21 protein-coding genes are annotated in these 16975 nt (G+C 67.8%); 7 read left to right on the top strand and 14 right to left on the bottom strand.

Annotation, left to right across the window (positions count from 1 at the left end; all coding sequences use genetic code 11):
• Nucleotides 1–11: 11 nt before the first annotated feature.
• From lptC to JLDANKMP_RS03735, 3 genes are all read right to left on the bottom strand, one after another.
• Entirely contained in the window at nt 12–587 is a 576-nt protein-coding gene (lptC, locus tag JLDANKMP_RS03745) for an LPS export ABC transporter periplasmic protein LptC (RefSeq protein WP_012479345.1), read from the bottom strand.
• Entirely contained in the window at nt 584–1132 is a 549-nt protein-coding gene (locus JLDANKMP_RS03740) for an HAD hydrolase family protein (RefSeq protein ID WP_005408394.1), read from the bottom strand. Before JLDANKMP_RS03740 ends, lptC begins: the two co-directional genes overlap by 4 nt.
• 66 nt (nt 1133–1198) lie before the next feature.
• Nucleotides 1199–2200, bottom strand: a complete 1002-nt coding sequence (locus tag JLDANKMP_RS03735) for a KpsF/GutQ family sugar-phosphate isomerase (protein ID WP_212560560.1) — start codon at nt 2198–2200, stop codon at nt 1199–1201.
• A gap of 54 nt (nt 2201–2254) precedes the next feature.
• Between JLDANKMP_RS03735 and JLDANKMP_RS03730 the strand changes: the two genes are divergently transcribed.
• The 3 genes from JLDANKMP_RS03730 to JLDANKMP_RS03720 are packed head-to-tail and all read left to right on the top strand — an operon-like array spanning nt 2255 to nt 4092.
• Nucleotides 2255–2485, top strand: coding sequence for a BolA family protein (locus JLDANKMP_RS03730; RefSeq protein ID WP_005408396.1), 231 nt, complete (start codon nt 2255–2257; stop codon nt 2483–2485).
• 21 nt (nt 2486–2506) lie between these two features.
• On the top strand, nt 2507–3778 hold the full coding sequence (murA, locus tag JLDANKMP_RS03725) for a UDP-N-acetylglucosamine 1-carboxyvinyltransferase (protein WP_212560559.1): 1272 nt from the start codon (nt 2507–2509) through the stop codon (nt 3776–3778).
• Nucleotides 3775–4092: a hypothetical protein gene (locus JLDANKMP_RS03720; RefSeq protein ID WP_005408398.1), complete on the top strand. Its 318-nt coding sequence runs from the start codon at nt 3775–3777 to the stop codon at nt 4090–4092. The genes murA and JLDANKMP_RS03720 overlap by 4 nt, the downstream gene beginning before the upstream one ends.
• 88 nt (nt 4093–4180) lie before the next feature.
• On the opposite strand, the gene JLDANKMP_RS03715 is transcribed toward JLDANKMP_RS03720, so the two are convergent.
• The 7 genes from JLDANKMP_RS03715 to purM all read right to left on the bottom strand — a co-directional run bounded on the left by JLDANKMP_RS03715 (nt 4181) and on the right by purM (nt 9105).
• Nucleotides 4181–4864 carry a DUF3108 domain-containing protein gene (locus JLDANKMP_RS03715; RefSeq protein ID WP_005408399.1) on the bottom strand — a complete coding sequence of 228 codons (684 nt, stop codon included), beginning with the start codon at nt 4862–4864 and terminating at the stop codon, nt 4181–4183.
• Nucleotides 4865–4866: 2 nt separating this feature from the next.
• Nucleotides 4867–5688, bottom strand: a complete 822-nt coding sequence (locus JLDANKMP_RS03710; protein ID WP_005412504.1) for a DUF3108 domain-containing protein — start codon at nt 5686–5688, stop codon at nt 4867–4869.
• Nucleotides 5689–5755: 67 nt separating this feature from the next.
• The gene (gene purN / locus JLDANKMP_RS03705) at nt 5756–6415 is read right to left on the bottom strand and encodes a phosphoribosylglycinamide formyltransferase (protein WP_012479348.1); all 660 of its coding nucleotides are present in this window, start codon (nt 6413–6415) and stop codon (nt 5756–5758) included.
• The gene (locus tag JLDANKMP_RS03700; RefSeq protein ID WP_059033414.1) at nt 6412–7074 is read right to left on the bottom strand and encodes a DUF2238 domain-containing protein; all 663 of its coding nucleotides are present in this window, start codon (nt 7072–7074) and stop codon (nt 6412–6414) included. The genes purN and JLDANKMP_RS03700 overlap by 4 nt, the downstream gene beginning before the upstream one ends.
• 41 nt (nt 7075–7115) lie before the next feature.
• Nucleotides 7116–7538, bottom strand: coding sequence for a hypothetical protein (locus JLDANKMP_RS03695; protein WP_005408403.1), 423 nt, complete (start codon nt 7536–7538; stop codon nt 7116–7118).
• Complete coding sequence (locus JLDANKMP_RS03690; RefSeq protein ID WP_033835548.1) at nt 7535–8023, bottom strand: hypothetical protein; 489 nt, start codon at nt 8021–8023, stop codon at nt 7535–7537. The genes JLDANKMP_RS03695 and JLDANKMP_RS03690 overlap by 4 nt, the downstream gene beginning before the upstream one ends.
• Nucleotides 8024–8046: 23 nt before the next feature.
• Nucleotides 8047–9105, bottom strand: coding sequence for a phosphoribosylformylglycinamidine cyclo-ligase (purM, locus tag JLDANKMP_RS03685; protein ID WP_043034199.1), 1059 nt, complete (start codon nt 9103–9105; stop codon nt 8047–8049).
• Between the two features lie 99 nt (nt 9106–9204).
• Here purM and JLDANKMP_RS03680 point away from each other — a divergent pair, with 99 nt between their 5' ends.
• From JLDANKMP_RS03680 to hda, 3 genes are read left to right on the top strand one after another with little or no spacing between them, the layout of a single operon-like run.
• A complete protein-coding gene (locus JLDANKMP_RS03680; RefSeq protein ID WP_005412509.1) occupies nt 9205–10344 on the top strand; it encodes a DUF2066 domain-containing protein in 1140 nt (379 codons plus the stop codon).
• Nucleotides 10341–11510, top strand: coding sequence for an AI-2E family transporter (locus tag JLDANKMP_RS03675; protein ID WP_005408407.1), 1170 nt, complete (start codon nt 10341–10343; stop codon nt 11508–11510). Before JLDANKMP_RS03680 ends, JLDANKMP_RS03675 begins: the two co-directional genes overlap by 4 nt.
• The gene (hda, locus tag JLDANKMP_RS03670) at nt 11510–12217 is read left to right on the top strand and encodes a DnaA regulatory inactivator Hda (protein WP_005408408.1); all 708 of its coding nucleotides are present in this window, start codon (nt 11510–11512) and stop codon (nt 12215–12217) included. Before JLDANKMP_RS03675 ends, hda begins: the two co-directional genes overlap by 1 nt.
• 542 nt (nt 12218–12759) lie before the next feature.
• Here hda and murU read toward each other — a convergent pair.
• The 4 genes from murU to JLDANKMP_RS03650 all read right to left on the bottom strand — a co-directional run bounded on the left by murU (nt 12760) and on the right by JLDANKMP_RS03650 (nt 16387).
• The gene (gene murU, locus JLDANKMP_RS03665) at nt 12760–13470 is read right to left on the bottom strand and encodes an N-acetylmuramate alpha-1-phosphate uridylyltransferase MurU (RefSeq protein WP_212560558.1); all 711 of its coding nucleotides are present in this window, start codon (nt 13468–13470) and stop codon (nt 12760–12762) included.
• Entirely contained in the window at nt 13467–14492 is a 1026-nt protein-coding gene (locus JLDANKMP_RS03660) for a phosphotransferase (protein WP_212560557.1), read from the bottom strand. Before JLDANKMP_RS03660 ends, murU begins: the two co-directional genes overlap by 4 nt.
• 63 nt (nt 14493–14555) lie before the next feature.
• Complete coding sequence (locus JLDANKMP_RS03655; RefSeq protein ID WP_005408411.1) at nt 14556–14825, bottom strand: GlsB/YeaQ/YmgE family stress response membrane protein; 270 nt, start codon at nt 14823–14825, stop codon at nt 14556–14558.
• 68 nt (nt 14826–14893) lie between these two features.
• A complete protein-coding gene (locus tag JLDANKMP_RS03650; protein WP_212560661.1) occupies nt 14894–16387 on the bottom strand; it encodes a M20 family metallopeptidase in 1494 nt (497 codons plus the stop codon).
• Between the two features lie 238 nt (nt 16388–16625).
• Here JLDANKMP_RS03650 and JLDANKMP_RS03645 point away from each other — a divergent pair, with 238 nt between their 5' ends.
• Nucleotides 16626–16913, top strand: a complete 288-nt coding sequence (locus tag JLDANKMP_RS03645) for a helix-hairpin-helix domain-containing protein (RefSeq protein WP_043034217.1) — start codon at nt 16626–16628, stop codon at nt 16911–16913.
• Nucleotides 16914–16975 lie beyond the last annotated feature (62 nt).

Genomic DNA, 16975 nt, shown 5'->3' with positions numbered 1-16975 from the left:
TGGCGGCGGAATCAGCGTCTGGGCGTGTAACGGCCCTTGGACTGGCTGAGGAAATGATACGTGTTGTTCTTCGAATCCACTTCGAAGCCGACGCCGGACTGTTCCATGCCCGGGCGGGTCATTGTCACCAGGGCGTCGGTACGGGCGCGGTTCTCCTTCGGGAATACGTCCAGGTGGTCGGTGCGGAAGGTGGTCGGCACCACGCCCGGGCCCGCCGGGCTGTCGCCGGCGACCTTGCCGCGCAGCTTCATCTCGTCGCCCTTGGCGCTGAGCCAGCCGGTCTCGGCACGCAGCGTCCAGTGCTTGCCATCCTTGTCCGGCATCTCGAACAGCGGGGTGGCGATGTTGATGGTCTGGTCGCCGCGCTGGCGCTCCAGCCGCGGTGCGCGCAGGGTGGTCGATTCCTTGCCGTGCTCATCCAGGGCAACGATCTGGAAGTCATGCAGGATGTAATCCACGCCGATTTCCTGGCCCCCCGTGGCTGGACCCTTGTCGCGGTTGCGCAGCGCCGCCCAGCTGCTCAGCAGGGCGGCCAGCAGCAGGCTGATGCCGAGCACGGTGCGCCAGTTCAAGGTGGGCAGGTTCATGCGCCAAACCTCGCCAGCACCGCATCCGCGCGGCCCTGGGCGGCCAGCAGGATGTCGCACAGCTCGCGCGCGGCGCCACGGCCACCCTCGGCGCGGGTCTGCCAATGCACGCGTTCGGCGATCCACGGATGGGCATTGGCCGGGGCCACCGCAAGGCCGACCGCACCCAGCGGCGCCAGATCGGGCAGGTCATCGCCCATGAACGCCACCTGTTCCAGGCCGATCCCGTGCTGCGCGCACAGCGCCTGCACGCTGGCCAGCTTGTCGCCCACGGCGATCTGCGTATCGATGCCGAGGTCGGCGCCGCGCTTGAGCGCGGACTGGCTGTTGCGCGCGGTGATCAGCACGGGGTGGATACCGTGCTGCTGCAGCAGTTTCAGGCCCAGGCCATCCTGCACGAAGTACGCCTTGCTCTCGTTGCCGTCCTTGTCGTAGTACAGCCGACCATCGGTGAGGGTGCCGTCCACGTCGAAGCAGGCCAGGCGGATCTGGGCCGCAGCGGCATGCAGGTGGGCGGGGAAGGCGGGCAGGGGGGACCAGGGCATCAGGGCGGCAGGCTCGTTATGGGCAGGTGCGGCGTTACAGACTGAATGGGGTCTACGGACTGTCGGTTAAACCACCCGGGCCCGCAACAGGTCATGAATGTTCAGCGCGCCAACCGCGCGGCCCTGGCCATCAACCACGATCAGGCCGGTGATCTTGTGGGTCTCCATCAGGCGGGCGGCCTCGACCGCCAGCTGGTCGGCGCCGATGGTGCGCGGGTTGCGGGTCATCACGTCGGCGATCTTCGCCGTGCGCACATCCAGCGCGCTGTCCAGCGCACGGCGCAGGTCGCCATCGGTGAACAGGCCGATCAGCACGCCGTCGGCGTCAACCACGGCGGTCATGCCCAGCCGCTTGCGGCTCATTTCCACCAGCGCCTCGCTGAGGCTGGCGTCGGCGCCCACGCTGGGCAGGTCGTCGCCGGTGTGCATGACGTCGGTGATGTGCAGCAGCAGGCGACGGCCGAGGCTGCCGGCCGGGTGCGAGCGGGCGAAGTCATCGGCGGTGAAGCCACGTGCCTCGAGCAGGGCCACGGCCAGTGCATCGCCCATCGCCAGCGAGGCGGTGGTGCTGGAAGTCGGTGCCAGCGCCAGCGGGCAGGCCTCGGCCGGCACGCTCACGTCCAGATGGATGTCGGCGGCGGTGGCCAGGCTGGACTGCGGGCGGCCGGTCATGGAGATCAGCAGGTTGCCCTGGCGCTTGAGCACCGGCAGCAGCATCAGCACCTCGTCCGATTCGCCCGAGTAGGACAGGGCCAGCACGACGTCGTCCTCGGTGATCATGCCCAGGTCGCCGTGGCCGGCTTCACCGGGGTGCACGTAGAACGCCGGCGTACCGGTAGAGGCCAGGGTGGCGGCGATCTTGCGCGCGATATGCCCGGACTTGCCCATGCCGGTGGCAACCACCCGCCCGCGGCTGGCCAGGATCGCCTGGCAGGCCTGCTGGAAGGCCTCGCCGAGGCGGTCGGCCACGGCATCCAGGGCCTGCCGCTCGATCTCGAACACGCGGCGGCCACTGGCAACCAGACCGGCAGGGTCGACGGAACGGGGGGGCAACAGGGATTCGGCCATGCGGACGCCACGCAGCGGAAGTAGAATGGACCCACATTTTATTAGGAAAGCCCGTTGGACGCCGACACCATCCGCAATCTGATCGAAACCGGCCTGCCCGGCGCCCGCGCCGACGTGCAGGGCGACGATGGCGTGCATTTCGAAGCGACCGTGGTCTGCGAGGCCTTCGCCGGCAAGATGCCGCTGGCCCGCCACCGCATGGTGTACGCCACCCTGGGCGACCTGATGGGCGGCGCGATCCACGCGCTGGCGCTGAAAACCGTGACCCCGGCCGAAGCCGGCTGAACCGCAGAAGATCCCGAATACATGGCCAAGATCGTTGTGACCGGCGGCGCTGCGCTGCACGGTGAAGTGAGCATCTCCGGCGCCAAGAACGCCGTCCTCCCCATTCTCTGCGCGACCCTGCTGGCCGATGCGCCGGTGGAGATCACCAACGTGCCGCACCTGCACGACGTGGTCACCACGGTGAAGCTGCTGGGCGAGCTGGGCGCCAATGTCACCATCGACCAGGGCACGCTGTCGCGCGGCAGCGCGATCGTGGTCGACCCGCGTCCGGTCAACCAGCACGTCGCACCGTATGAGCTGGTCAAGACCATGCGCGCCTCGATCCTGGTGCTGGGCCCGCTGCTGGCCCGCTTCGGCGCCGCCGAAGTGTCGCTGCCGGGCGGCTGCGCGATCGGCTCGCGACCGGTCGACCAGCACATCAAGGGCCTGCAGGCGCTGGGCGCCGAGATCGTGGTCGAGAACGGCTTCATCAAGGCCACCGCAAAGCGCCTGAAGGGTGGCCATTTCACCTTCGACATGGTCAGTGTCACCGGCACCGAGAACGTGCTGATGGGCGCGGTGCTGGCTGAAGGCACCACCATCCTCGACAACTGCGCGATGGAACCGGAAGTGACCGACCTGGCGCACTGCCTGATCGCGCTGGGCGCGAAGATCGAAGGCCTGGGCACCGCCCGCCTGGTGATCGAGGGCGTCGAGCGCCTGTCCGGTGGCCGCCACGAAGTGCTGCCCGACCGCATCGAGACCGGCACCTTCCTGGTGGCCGCAGCGATGACCGGTGGCAAGGTCACGGTCAACCGTGCGCGCCCGAACACCATGGACGCGGTGCTGTCCAAGCTGGTCGAGGCCGGTGCGAAGATCGAGACCACCGACGACACCATCACCCTGGACATGCAGGGCAGGCGGCCGAAGGCGGTCAACCTGACCACCGCGCCGTACCCGGCATTCCCGACCGACATGCAGGCGCAGTTCATGGCGCTCAACTGCGTGGCCGATGGCGTGGGCGTGATCAACGAAACGATCTTCGAGAACCGTTTCATGCACGTCAACGAACTGCTGCGCCTGGGCGCGGACATCCAGGTTGAAGGCCACACCGCCATCGTGCGTGGCAGCGAGCACCTGAGCGGCGCACCGGTGATGGCGACCGACCTGCGTGCGTCGGCCTCGCTGATCCTGGCCGGCCTGATGGCCAGCGGCGATACCACCATCGACCGCATCTACCACCTTGATCGTGGCTACGAGAACATCGAAGAGAAGCTGTCTTCACTCGGCGCCACCATCCGGCGCGTGCCATGATCCTGCGCGGCAAGTTCAGCCCGCGTCGCAAGGCGCTGCTGGCCCTGGTGCTGATCGTGCTGGCGTGGCTGGGCTATGCCTGGTACGCCAACATCGCCATCACCCAGGGCATCGAGCAGAAGGACATGGACTGGAACGGCGACGGCACGGTCACGCGTGACGAGATCATCGAGTCGTTCTATGCGGTCGCGGTGAACGACAGCCAGGACGGCAACCGTCATTGCCGCACCTTTGTCTGGCGCAGCACCGGTGAGCAGATCCGCGTGGACTGCCGCACCGAGTTCAAGCCGGCGGCGGCCGAGGAAAAGAAGTAAGAAAAACGCCCGCGAAAGCGGGCGTTTTCTTTTCGCGGGGCCCGGGGTCAGAGCCCATCCCCGAGGGGATGGGATCCGACCCCGGCACTCAGTTCATCGCCTTGATGGTCAGGTCCAGCGCATCGCGGCCGCTCTCACGCTGCAGCATGCGCGCCGGCACCGGGAAGTCCGGCACGATCCAGGCGATCAGCTCCTTGTTGCCATCGGCGCGCGAGACCTTGGTCGCCTCGTAACTCTTGCCGGCCACGGTGATCGATTCCTTGCCGATCACGCGGTAGGTCATGTTCTTGATCCGGCCTTCGTCCACCATGCGATAGGTCAGCGGCTTGCCGGCGGCCAGGTCACGGGCGATCGCCAGGTTGATCAGCAGCGCGTCCATGTCGCCTGCTTTCAGCGCGATGGGGCCCGCACGGTCCGGCTTGATGTCGCCGGTCCAGGTGGCCTGGTTGCTGGTCCAGTTGTAGTTGGCCTGCACGTTGCGCTTCTTCACCAGCAGTGCCGAACGATCCTGGCTGCTGAGCGGGCGCAGCTGGCCACGCACTTCCTCGAACACCGTGCTCTGGCTGAGGTCGGCCAGCTGGTTCTTCACCTGCAGGCTGTAGCGCCATTTGTTGCTGCCTTCGCTGGCCAGGGTCATGGTGCCGTTGGCCTGCATGCCCATGTAGCTGGCCAGGTAATCCGCCTTGAACGGTTCCAGCGCCATGGCCGGCAGGCTGGCCACGGTCAGGGCAGCGGCTGCGATCCAGGTGAGGGGGCGGGTCAGGGTATTCATGCTCAGACTCCTTGGTATTCGATCAGGCGCAGGTCGACGCGGTCTTCGCCGTCTTCGCGTTGCAGGATGCGCACCGGGGTGGGGACACCGTTGGCGATCCAGAGAATGGTTTCGTTTCTGCCACCGTTGGTCCGGTAGACCCGCAGCGCGTTGTAGGACAGGTCGCCGACCTCGACGTTCTCGGTCTGCGGCGCGGCCTGGTAGTCGTGTTCGCGGACCTTGCCCATGTCCACGTAGCGGTAATGCATGGTGGCGCCCGGACGCGCATCGCGCATGATCGCCAGGTTGATCAGCAGCGCGCTCTGGTCGCCGGCCCGCAGCGGGATCGGCTGCGCGCGCTCCTTCTTGACGTCGCCGGTCCATTGCGCGGTGCCGGCCTGCCAGTTGTAAGTGCCCACGGCCTTCTTGCCCAGGAACAGGCCCTTGCGCACCGTGCTCTGGCTGAGCGGTGCGTAGACGCCACTGCGCTCCTCGAACACCGTGCTCTGCTCGATGTTCAGGCCGAGCACGCTGGCAAAGCCGCGGCGGCCGACCACCTGCATGTCCACGCGCCACTGGCTGCCGCCGGTGTGGGTGACCTGCATGCTGGCATCACCCGCTTCCTTGCCCTTGTAGAAGGCCTGGTAGGTGGCGGTGAACGGCTGCAGCGGCGGCGGCTCCCAGGCCAGTGCCGGCAACAGCGGCACACTGGGCTCGTTCGGTGGCAGCGCAGCGGGTGTGGGCGGCGGGGAAGCCGCAGGCGGCTGCGCCTGGCCCCAGCCCACAGCGGGAAGCACGGCAAGCGACAACAGCAGTGAAGTGGACAGCAGCGTCGTGGTCTTCATGGAGGACAGGAACCGCGGGAGGGGGCAGGATGCCAGCCCCGCAGTCAGCGGGGCGTGTGCAAGAGCGTTACCGGTTCAGGTTTCCGGCGGAATCTAGGGCCAAGGGGCTAAACAGGGGGTGACCGTCCAGCCAGGGCTGACCCTCCCGTTCAGCCAGGCGGCCCTCGCACAGCAGCTGCAGTGTGGCGATCAGCAGCGGATGCTCCACCGCAAGCACGCGTGCGGCCAGCGCCTGCGCGTCATCGCCGGGCCGCACCGGCACGCGGGCCTGCGCCAGCACCGCGCCGGCATCCAGTTCGGGGACCACCAGGTGCACGCTGGCGCCATGCTCGGCGTCACCGGCCTGCAGCGCCCGCGCGTGGGTGTCCAGGCCCTTGTGCAGCGGCAGCAGCGACGGGTGGATGTTGACCAGGCGGCCATCGAAACGCTGCACGAAGGCCGGACCAAGGATGCGCATGTAGCCGGCACAGACGATCCAGTCCGGCTGTACCGCGGCAAGCGCATCGCCGAGCGCCTGCTCGTAGCTGGCGCGGTCGCTGAATTCCTTCGGTGCATGCGCCCAGCGCAGGCCGGCATCGACACGCAGCAGGGCCTCTGCGGCGGGGCGGTCGGAGAACACGCCGACCACCGCGGCCGACAGGCGGCCGCTGCCGATCGCGTCGAGGATGGCCTGCAGGTTGCTGCCGCGGCCCGAGGCGAGCACGGCGATGCGGGTTGGGGCGGTCATTGCAGGGAACTCCGGCGGATCAGAGGCCAGGTCAGCAGGCTGCCGACGGTCGCCATCAGCATGTCGGCATGCGCATCCCACATGTCACCCTGCTGGCCGTTGTAGGCTTCGGCGGCATCCGGCGACAGCGCCAGCGCGATGGCCCATTCGAACCATTCGTAGACCAGGCTGGCACACATCACCGTCATCACTGCCAGGGTGAAGGCCTGGCCCAGGCGCAGCGCCGGCCACGCGTGACGGGCCAGCTGCAGCAGTGCGGGAGTGAAGCAGACGCCGAACAGGAAGTGGATGAGGCGGTCGAAATGGTTGCGCTGCCAGCCGAAGGCCGCATTCGGCGACCAGCCGGTCAGCATCTGCGCCCAGGCGTCGTAGGGCACGTTGGAATACAGCCAGCGCGCCGCCACGCAGTGCAGGGCGATGAAGCCGCAGATGGCGATGAAGGCGCCGTTGCCCAGCCAGCCGCCGCGGCGGTCGACCCACAGCAGGGCGGCCAGACCGACCACGGTCAGCGTGCTGTGCAGGGCCTGCTCGATGGGCCACAGCGGGTGGATCCAGCTGATCGCGAAGACCGCCAGTACGGCAGCGAAAGCCCACTTCTTCGGGCCCTGGAAGCGGCGGGTGGTGGGCGAATCAGACGTCGGGAGGGCAGGCGCGGACATGGGAAATCGATCAGGATAGGGCGCGGCGTCTGCCGCCAGGTTCAGGCACTGAGGTGATCACCGCGGTCGAACAGCGCAGCCATTTCCGGCTTGGACAGGAACACCCAGGCATAGGCGGCCAACGCCATGCCCAGTGGCCCAGCCAGCACGCCCAGCCACGCCGCGCGCTGGCACCAGGCCAGCCCGGTGCGATGTGACAGCTGGCGCGCGGTGTGCAGCTGCACGAACCCCAGCACGGCGGCCAGCACGGCGATGGACGCATAGACCGTGGTCAGCATCCAGGCATCCTCCAACCCGCGCGACTGGGCCACCCAGCCGCTGAGGCCGAGGAACGCCACTGTGGCGACCCAGTGGAAACCGGCCAGGGCGTAGAACAGCACTCTCAGTGTCTGCAGATGGCTGGTCAGCTGCAGCTGTGCCAGGGTCTGATGCGGCAGCGGCGGTGGATTGCCGGAGGCGGTCATGCGGTCGCGGCGGGAAGGTCGAAGGCGGCCTTGACCTGCGGGCGCAGCAGGGTGATCAGGCTGAACACCCCCAGCACCGTGCCGACCGGCGTGAACAGGCAAGCCAGGCCAGCCGCGATCAGGCACAGCAGATGGCGACGGCGGCGGGACAGGCAGCGGCCGGCATAGGCCACGAACGCGCCCAGCGTGATGCCACCGAACACGACGACGCAGCCGAGAACGGTGAACACCCAGCCCATCAGGCGCTGTTCCTCCAGCGAGGAGGGCTCGCCGCCGGACTTCATCGGCAGGCTGCCGGTCAACGCGGCGATGCCGATCACGATGTGCAGGATGAAGATCAGCGAGAACAGCACGATCAGGCCACCGACCACGTAGTGTGCGATGGCCAGCATGCGCAGGTGGTCGGCATCCTGCGCGCTGAACGGCGGTACCGCCGCCAGCGGCGGCGGCACGGGGGCGGGCGACAAAGGGGGCGTTGCGTCCATGCGGGGCTCCTGGGTTGCCGGCGTCAGCCGATGTGGACGCGTTCGGCGCCTTCGGCGGTGACCACCTGGCCGATGGTCCAGTGCTCCAGGCCCTGCGCCTTGACTGCATCGGAAACGGCAGCCACCTGGTCCGCTGCGACGATCAGCACGAAGCCGATGCCGCAGTTGAAGGTGCGCCACATCTCGCTGTCGGCCACCGCGCCTTCCTTCTGCAGCCACTGGAACACCGGCGGTAGGGCCCATGACGACGCCTGGATGTCCAGGCCGAGGCCGTCGGGCACTACGCGGATGATGTTCTCGGTCAGGCCGCCGCCGGTGATGTGGGCCATGCCATGGATGGCCTCGCCGTGCGACTTCAGCAGCGACAGGATCGGCTTCACATAGAGGCGGGTCGGTGCCATCAGCGCATCGACCAGCTTCACGCCGCCTTCCAGCTCCAGATCGGCCGGGCGACCGGCGCGGTCGTAGATGCGGCGCACCAGCGAGTAGCCGTTGGAGTGCGGGCCGGAGGAGGCGATGCCGATCAGCACGTCGCCGGCGGCCACGCTGGCGCCGTCCTTCAGCTCGCTCTTCTCCACCGCGGCGACCGTGAAGCCGGCCAAGTCGTATTCGCCGGGGGCGTACATGTCGGGCATTTCAGCGGTTTCGCCGCCGATCAGCGCACAGCCGGCCTCGGTGCAGCCGTTGGCGATGCCGCCCACGACCGCTGCGGCGGTGTCGATGTCCAGCTTGCCGGTGGCGAAGTAGTCCAGGAAGAACAGCGGTTCGGCGCCCTGCACCAGCACGTCGTTCACGCACATGGCGACCAGGTCGATGCCGATCGTATCGTGGCGGTTCAGCTGGTGGGCCAGCTTCAGCTTGGTGCCCACGCCGTCGGTACCCGACACCAGCACCGGCTCGCGGTACTTGTTGGACAGGTCGAACAGGGCACCGAAGCCACCCAGGCCGCCCATCACTTCCGGGCGGAAGCTGCGCTTGACCAGGGGCTTGATCCGCTCGACCAGCGCATTGCCGGCGTCGATGTCGACCCCCGCGTCACGGTAGGTGAGGGGGGAGGGGGCGGAAGACGGGGTGTTGGTCACGGGCGTCGGCGCTGGCAGGGGTTGAACGGGCGATTTTAACAGGCCGCATTGGCGCAAAGGCCGTATTCGGGCAACAATTCCCCCGGATACGTCGAGCCAATGGATGTCCTGATGCGCCGCAGCCTGATTCTGACCCTGCTCCTTGCGCTGAGCCTGCCGGTGGCCACGATGGCCCAGAGCGGCCTTCGCACCGAGGGTGATGTCGCCACCGCCAGTGGCGCGTACGAGGCCGAAGTGCCCGTCAACAGCCAAGCCGAGGCCGATCGCAACGGCGCCCTGGCCCGCGCCCTGAGCGTGGTACTGGGCAAGCTGTCCGGCGACCGCAGCGTGATGTCCCGCCCCGGCGTGGTGCAGGCGCTGCGCAACGCCAAGGACTACGTGGCCAGCTACGACTACAAGCAGGACCAGAGCGTGGGCGCCAGTGGCGCCCCCAGCTTCCGTACCCTGCTGGTGGCCCGCTTCCGCGAGGATGATGTCGACTCGCTGGTGTCGGCGTTGGGCCTGCCGCTGTGGCCGCAGCCGCGACCGAAGCCGGTGCTGTGGCTGGCCGTCGACGATGGCAGTGGCCCGCGCCTGGTCAGCGTGCAGCAGGCCAACGCCGCCCGGCCGTTGCTGAACCGCGCCATCGAGCGCGGCTACAAGCTGGGCCTGCCCAGTGGTGGCGCCGCCGAACAGGCGCTGGCGGGTGCGATCTGGCGCCAGGACAGTGCCGCCGTGGCCCGTGCCTCCTCGCGCTACTCGCCGCCGATGCAGCTGATCGGCAAGTTGTACCGCGCCAATGGCGGCTGGCAGGCGGACTGGGTGTTCGTCGACAACGGCCGTGAACTGAACAAGTGGACCAGCAAGGACGCCAACGCCATGCGCGCGATGGCGGCCGGTGCCGACGGCGCCGCCGATGCGCTGGTCAAACGCTATGCCAAGGCCGGCGCCGCCGTCGGTCAGGCCGGGACCTACCGTGTGGTGGTCACCGGCATCAACAGCGCCGACGACTACCTGCGTCTGGCCGCCGGCCTGCGCGAGGTGCCGGTGGTGCGCAATGTCACCCCGCTGCATGCCTCGGCTGGCCAGCTGGAGCTGAACCTGGAGATGACCACCGGCCTGGCCGGCTTCAACCGCATGCTGGGCGACAACGGCGTGCTGGCGCCGAGCGCTCCGCTGCCGGCCCTGCCCGCTCCGATCGACGACACCACCGGTACTCCGGTGGCCGCCCCGGTCAGCAACGAGTACCGCCTGCGATGACTCTGACCCCGGAAGCGGAAATCGCGCAGTTCCTGCGCCGCCTGAAATACATCCTGTTCGCCGGCCTGATCGGCTGGGTGGTGTGGCTGCTGGCGCCGATCCTGACCCCGTTCGTGCTGGCGCTGGCGCTGGCCTGGCTGGGTGACCCGCTGGTGGACCGCATCGAGGCCACCGGCCGCTCGCGCATGACGGGCGTGGTGCTGGTGTTTGCGGCGATGGTGCTGGTGATCGTGGCGCTGCTGCTGGTGCTGGTACCGATGATCGAGCGCCAGATCACCACCCTGATCGCGGTTGCCCCGCAGGCACAGGCGTGGCTGATGGAGAAGGGGATTCCCTGGTTCGAGCAGAAGACCGGCCTGGAAGTGATGCAGTGGCTGGACCCGGACCGCCTGATCGAATGGGTGCGCAGCCACTGGCAGCAGGCCGGCGGCTTCGCCACCACGTTCATGGGCTACGTCTCGCGCTCCGGCTTCGCGATGGTGACCTGGGTGGTCAACATCCTGCTGCTGCCGATCCTGGCGTTCTACTTCCTGCGTGATTGGGACAAGCTGGTCGAGCGCGTGGCCTCGGTGATTCCGCGCAACCACATTGGCACCATCAGCGCGTTGGCGCGTGAGTCCAACGAGGTGCTGGGTGCGTTCATCCGCGGCCAGTTCCTGGTGATGCTGGCACTGGGCGTGATCTATGCCGGCGGCCTGTCGCTGGTCGGCCTCAAGCTGGGCCTGCTGATCGGCCTGATTGCCGGTCTGATCAGTTTCATCCCGTACCTGGGCGCGACCACCGGCGTGCTGATGGCGGTGATCGCCGCGCTGGTGCAGGCACAGGGCTTCGACCTGAAGCTGCTGATCCTGGTCGGCGTGGTGTTCACCGTGGGCCAGCTGCTGGAGAGCTACGTACTGACCCCACGCATCGTCGGTGACAAGATCGGCCTGCACCCGGTGGCGGTGATCTTCGCGGTGATGGCCGGCGGCCAGCTGTTCGGCTTCCTCGGCATGCTGCTGGCGCTGCCGGTGGCGGCGGTGACCAACGTGCTGCTGCGCTACGCGCACCAGCGTTACCGCCAGAGCGAGCTGTACGTGGGCGAGAAGCCGGCGATCGTGCTTGACGGCGTGGTCGATGCGCCCCATATCATCGTTCCGAACGAAAAAGGCCCCGACCTGAAGTGATGGGTGTGCCGCAACTGCCGCTGGCCCTGCATTACCCGCGGGACCAGCGCCTGGAGACCTTCATCGGCGCGCCGGATGGCGCGCTGGCGCAGCTGCGCGCGATCGCGGTGGGTGCCAGCCACGATTGGGTCTACCTGGAAGGTGCGGCGGGCACGGGCAAGACCCACCAGGCGCTGGCGATGTGTTCCAGCGCCGAGCAGGCAGGGCGCCTGCCGACCTATGTGCCGCTGGCCAGTGCCGCCGGCCGCGTGCGTGCGGCGCTGGATGGGCTGGAGGCGCGTGAACTGGTGGCGCTGGACGGCCTGGACGAGGTTGCCGGCAACCGCGACGACGAGATCGCGCTGTTCGATTTCCACAACCGCGCGCGCGCTGCAGGCGTGACCGTGCTGTACACGGCGCAGAAGGCCCCGGAAGCGCTGGGCCTGGTGCTGCCGGACCTGCGTTCACGGCTGGGCCAGTGCGTGCGCGTGCTGCTGCAGCCGCTGGATGAGGAGGGGCGGGCAGCGGTGCTGCGCGAGCGCGCGCTGCGACGCGGCCTGGCGATCGACGAGGCATCCATCGAGTGGCTGCTGTCGCATACCGGGCGCGAACTGGGTGGGTTGATCACGCTGCTGGACTGGCTGGACCGCGAGTCGCTGGCGGCGAAGCGGCGGATCACCGTGCCGTTCCTGCGCCAGGTGCTGGAAGAAGGCCGGCCCCGCTACTGAGGGTGGGGTTTGTTTGCAGGGCTGCGCCCTGCACCCGCCGAATCAACGTCAACGTCAAAAGCTGGCTATCCGTGGGATGGCGGGGTGGGTCCGGTTGCGGGGGACGCTGCAAGTACGTCCATGTAAGCTCGGTCGCCGCATCCATGCGGCTCACGCCCCCGCAACCGGACCCACCCCGCCTTCGACAGTTGGCCGCGATCTGCCGGGACTGCGTACTGCACTGCTGACTGCTGACTGCTGACTGCTGACTGCTGTTGGTGGGTGTCGACCTTGGTCGACACGTGTCTTGCTTGTGGTGGGTGACGACCGTTGGTCGTCACCAGAGCAAGCGCAGCGACGCGACCCGCTTTTGCTTTTCTTTCTTTCTTCCGTGGCTGGACGCGCACGGAAACTGTCAGAGGCCGGGCGGGTGGGCCATGCAGGGGCGTTGGCGCCATGGATGGCGCCATCGAGCTTACAGGGACGTACTTGCAGCGTCCCCTGCATGGCCCACCCGCCCGGCCAAGCACGCGATCCGCTCTACGCGACCAGCCACGAGGGGCTCAGCCGTTCGCCGCCAACTCCACATCCAGCGCGCGCAGGCGATCCACAGTGCCGACATCGGTCCAGCGCCCGCGATGGTGCTGCCCCGTCATCAACCCCTGCGCCATGAAGTGCTTCTGCAGCGGCACCACCGAGAACTTCGGCGGCAGCCGCTCGCTGCCCGGCGCCTCGCCGATCACCGTGCGCCAGTCGGCCACGATCGAAGGACGGTACACGCCGATGCCGGCATAGGTCAGGCACGGGCCTTCGCGATCGTGGTGCAGCACCCCCTGCGTATCGAGGCGGTAGTCACCGTGCGGGTGCTGAACCGGATTGTCGACCAGCACCAGGTGCGCCTGGCCCTGCGGCTCGCGCGGCAGCGTGGCGAAATCGAAATCGGTCCAGATGTCGCCGTTCACCACCAGGAACGGGGCATCGCCCAGCACCGGCAGGGCGTTGAGGATGCCACCGCCGGTCTCCAGCGGGGTCGCTCCTTCGTACAGGAAATGCAGGTGCAGGCCCCATTGGCTGCCATCGCCCAGCGTCGCCGGGAACTGTTCGGCCAGCCATGCGGTGTTGACCACCACCTCGCGCACGCCGAGTGCGGCCAGGCGTTCCAGGTGCCAGACGATCAACGGCTTGCCAGCCACTTCCAGCAGCGGCTTGGGCGTGTGCAGGGTCAGCGGGCGCATGCGCTCGCCGAGGCCGGCGGCAAAGACCAGCGCCTTCATCGGGCCACGCGCATTGGTGCACCCAGCTCGGCCAGCGCCGGCTTGATGCGCTCGTCCAGCAGCTGCTGCAGCGGTGCCAGTTCCCGATAGCGCGGCAGCACTTCATCCAGATAGGTGATGAAGCGCGGTGCGTCGTCGAGGTAATGGCCCTTGTTGTCGCGGTAACGCAGCCGGCAGAACAGGCCCAGGATCTTCACGTGGCGCTGGATGCCCATCCAGTCGGCATCGCGCAGGAAGGTGGCGCGGTCGGGCACCGGCAGGCCGGCGTCGCGGGCGCGCTCGTGATACTGCGCTAGCCACTCGTCCACGCGTTGCAGCGGCCAGCTCAGGAAGGCGTCCTTGAACAGGCTCATCGCGTCGTAGGCGATCGGGCCGCGTACCAGGTCCTGGAAATCCAGCACTGCGGGACCATTTTCGACCGGCATCAGATTGCGCGGCATGTAATCGCGGTGGGTCATCAGCTGGGCCTGGCCCAGCGCGTTGTCCATCAAGCGGCGGTGTACCAGCTGCAGCCCTTCGATCTCGCCGCAGTCCAGCTCCAGGTTCAGGTGGCGCTGCAGGAACCATTCGTCGAACAGGCCGGCATCGCGCTGCAGCAGTGCTTCGCCGAACTGGCCGAAGTCGGTCGGCACCGGGATCGCCTGCAGACGCAGCAGCTGTTCGATCGAACGGCCGAACCAGTCGTCAGCGTTGCGCTCATCGAGGATCTTCGCCAGGGTCGGGCCACCGAGATCTTCCAGCAGCAGGAAACCGGCATCCAGATCCTGCGCGAGCAGGGCCGGCACACGCAGGCCGTGGTCGTGCAGCAGGCCGCGCATGCGCAGCCACGGCCGCGGATCTTCCAGTCCCGGCGGGGCATCCATCACGATGTGGCTGCCACCGGTGCTGGTGGTGCGCCAGTAGCTGCGCATGCCGGCATCGACCGAGGCGCGTTCGACCACCGCGTTGGCATCATCGAGCTGGGTACGGGCCCACTGCAGGCGCTGCGCGCTGCGCTGGGGATCGGAGGCGGGTTCGGTCATGCAGGCATATCCGGGCGCGCCGGGCGCGCCAACGTCGGGAACAGGAAGGGAAGGGGAGCGGGGTCAGCGACGGCCGCTGAACAGGCGCAGCACGGCCAGCACGGCCACCGCACCCACTACCGCACCGAGGAAACCGGCCGGCTCACCGGGGGCGTACCAGCCCATGTACTGGCCGAACCAGCCGGCCACCAGGGCGCCAAGGATGCCCAGCACGATGGTCAGCAGGCAGCCCATGCGGTTGTTGCCGGGCATGAAGAAACGCCCGAGCAGGCCGACGAAGAATCCGACCAGGATGATGTAGAGCCAGCTGCTGCTGCCGAACAGACCATTCATGCGCGCGATTTCCGCCAAGGGTGGACGCAGCCTAGCAAGGCCAGGCTGCGTCCGTCACGGGTGCCGGATCAGCAGCAGCCGTGGTCGCCGTGGCGGGTGCCGCTGTCGGCAGCCACCGGCGAACCGCTGGTCTCGCCGCGCAGGCTGGCCGCGTAGTGCTCGCTGATCACCTTGGACACGCAGGCGGTGACCTTCTTGCCCATCGGGATGTGCAGGAACTCGTTCGGGCCGTGCGCATTGGAGTGCGGGCCGAGCACGCCGGTGATCATGAACTGCGCGCCCGGGAACTTCTCGCCCAGCATGCCCATGAACGGGATCGAGCCGCCTTCGCCCATGTACATCGCCGGCTTGCCGAAGAAGGCCTGGCTGGCGTCGTCGATGGCCTGGGTCAGCCACGGCGCCATCGCCGGGGCGTTCCAGCCGGTGGAGGCCTTTTCCAGGTCCAGGCTGACCTGCGCGCCATTCGGCGGGTCGCGCAGCAGCGCTTCCTTCAGCAGCTCGCCGCAGGTCTTGCCATCGGCCGTCGGCGGCAGGCGCAGCGACAGCTTCACCGAGGTCTGCGGGCGCAGCACGTTGCCGGCCGATTCCAGCGGCGGCATGCCACCGACGCCGGTGACCGACAGCGCCGGGCGCCAGGTGCGGTTGAGCACCAGCTCGGTCAGGTCCTCGTTCATCGGGCGCAGGCCGTCGACCATCGGGAACTTCTCGAAGATCTCGGTATCCACCACTTCGGCGGCGCGCTTGGCCTGTTCCAGGCGTTCGGCCGGGATCTCGACGTTCATGCCGTCGATCAGGATGCGGCCGGTCTCCTGGTCTTCGATGCGCGAAAGGATCTGGCGCAGCAGGCGGAAGCTGGACGGGATCACGCCGGAGGCATCGCCGGAATGCACGCCTTCGTTGAGCACCTTCACGGTGAAATTGCCGCCGGTCAGGCCGCGCAGCGAGGTGGTGCACCACAACTGGTCGTAGTTGGCGCAGCCCGAATCCAGGCAGACCACCAGCGACGGCTTGCCGATGCGGTCGGCGAGGTGGTCGACATAGGCTGGCAGGTCGTAGCTGCCAGACTCTTCACAGGCTTCGATCAGCACCACGCAGCGCGCGTGCGGCAGGCCCTGGGCCTGCAACGCCAGCACGGCGGCCAGCGAGCCGAAGATGGCGTAGCCGTCATCGGCGCCGCCGCGGCCATACAGCTTGTCGCCGCGCAGGACCGGGGTCCACGGGCCGAGGTCGTCGTCCCAGCCGGTCATTTCCGGCTGCTTGTCCAGGTGGCCGTAGAGCAGGATGGTGTCGTCGCCGGTCTCGGCGCCGGTGGCCGGAATTTCCAGGAAGATCAGCGGGGTACGGCCTTCCAGGCGCACCACTTCAACCTTCAGGCCGGGCAGCTGCTGGGCCCTGGCCCAGTTCTCCATCAGCGTGACCGCCTGTTCCATGTAGCCGTTCTGCACCCAATTGGCGTCGAACATCGGCGACTTGTTGGGAATGCGGATGTAGTCGACCAACTGCGGGACGATCTCGCTGTCCCACTTGTCATTGACGAATTGGCCGAGCTTGGCGCTGTCCATCTGAAACTCCGGTTGCATGGGCTGATCCGGCCATTCTACGCCTGTGCCACGGGTAGGGTTTTTCCTACATCACGTCGGGTATTTGGCTGGCTTACGGAAATCCGGGAAACCGATAGGCTGTGTGCATGTGGTGACGGACACTGTTCCTACCGACGGGATTGCCGGTCGGGGCGGCCAGAATCACAGGGAGATACACGTTGTGCCTTGGTTTGTCGTGTTGAGGGCACTGGTGCTGGTCATGGGGATCGCTGGGGCGCATGCCGCCGAACCGATCGACATCAACCGCGCCGATGCCCAGGCGCTGCAGCAGGGATTGACGATGGTCGGAGCCGCCAAGGCCGAGGCGATCGTCGAGCACCGGCGCAGACACGGCCCGTTTCATCGCGTCGAGGACCTGACGCAGGTGAAGGGGATAGGGAAAGCAATCGTCGAACGGAATCGACAGCGGATCACCGTAGGCAACAGGTTGTTGCCGGCGGATCCGGTACCCGGATCGGTACCGGTGCGAACCGTACCGAGGCGCTGACAGCAGGAATCGTCGGAACCGGCAGGAAGCTGGTTCAGCGGTCACGGACAGGACGGCCGTGA

This window comes from Stenotrophomonas sp. PE591 (assembly GCF_018320795.1).
Lineage (GTDB): Bacteria > Pseudomonadota > Gammaproteobacteria > Xanthomonadales > Xanthomonadaceae > Stenotrophomonas > Stenotrophomonas maltophilia.
Note: the sequence above shows the minus strand (reverse complement) of the source record. Positions and strands in the feature narration are given on the sequence as shown.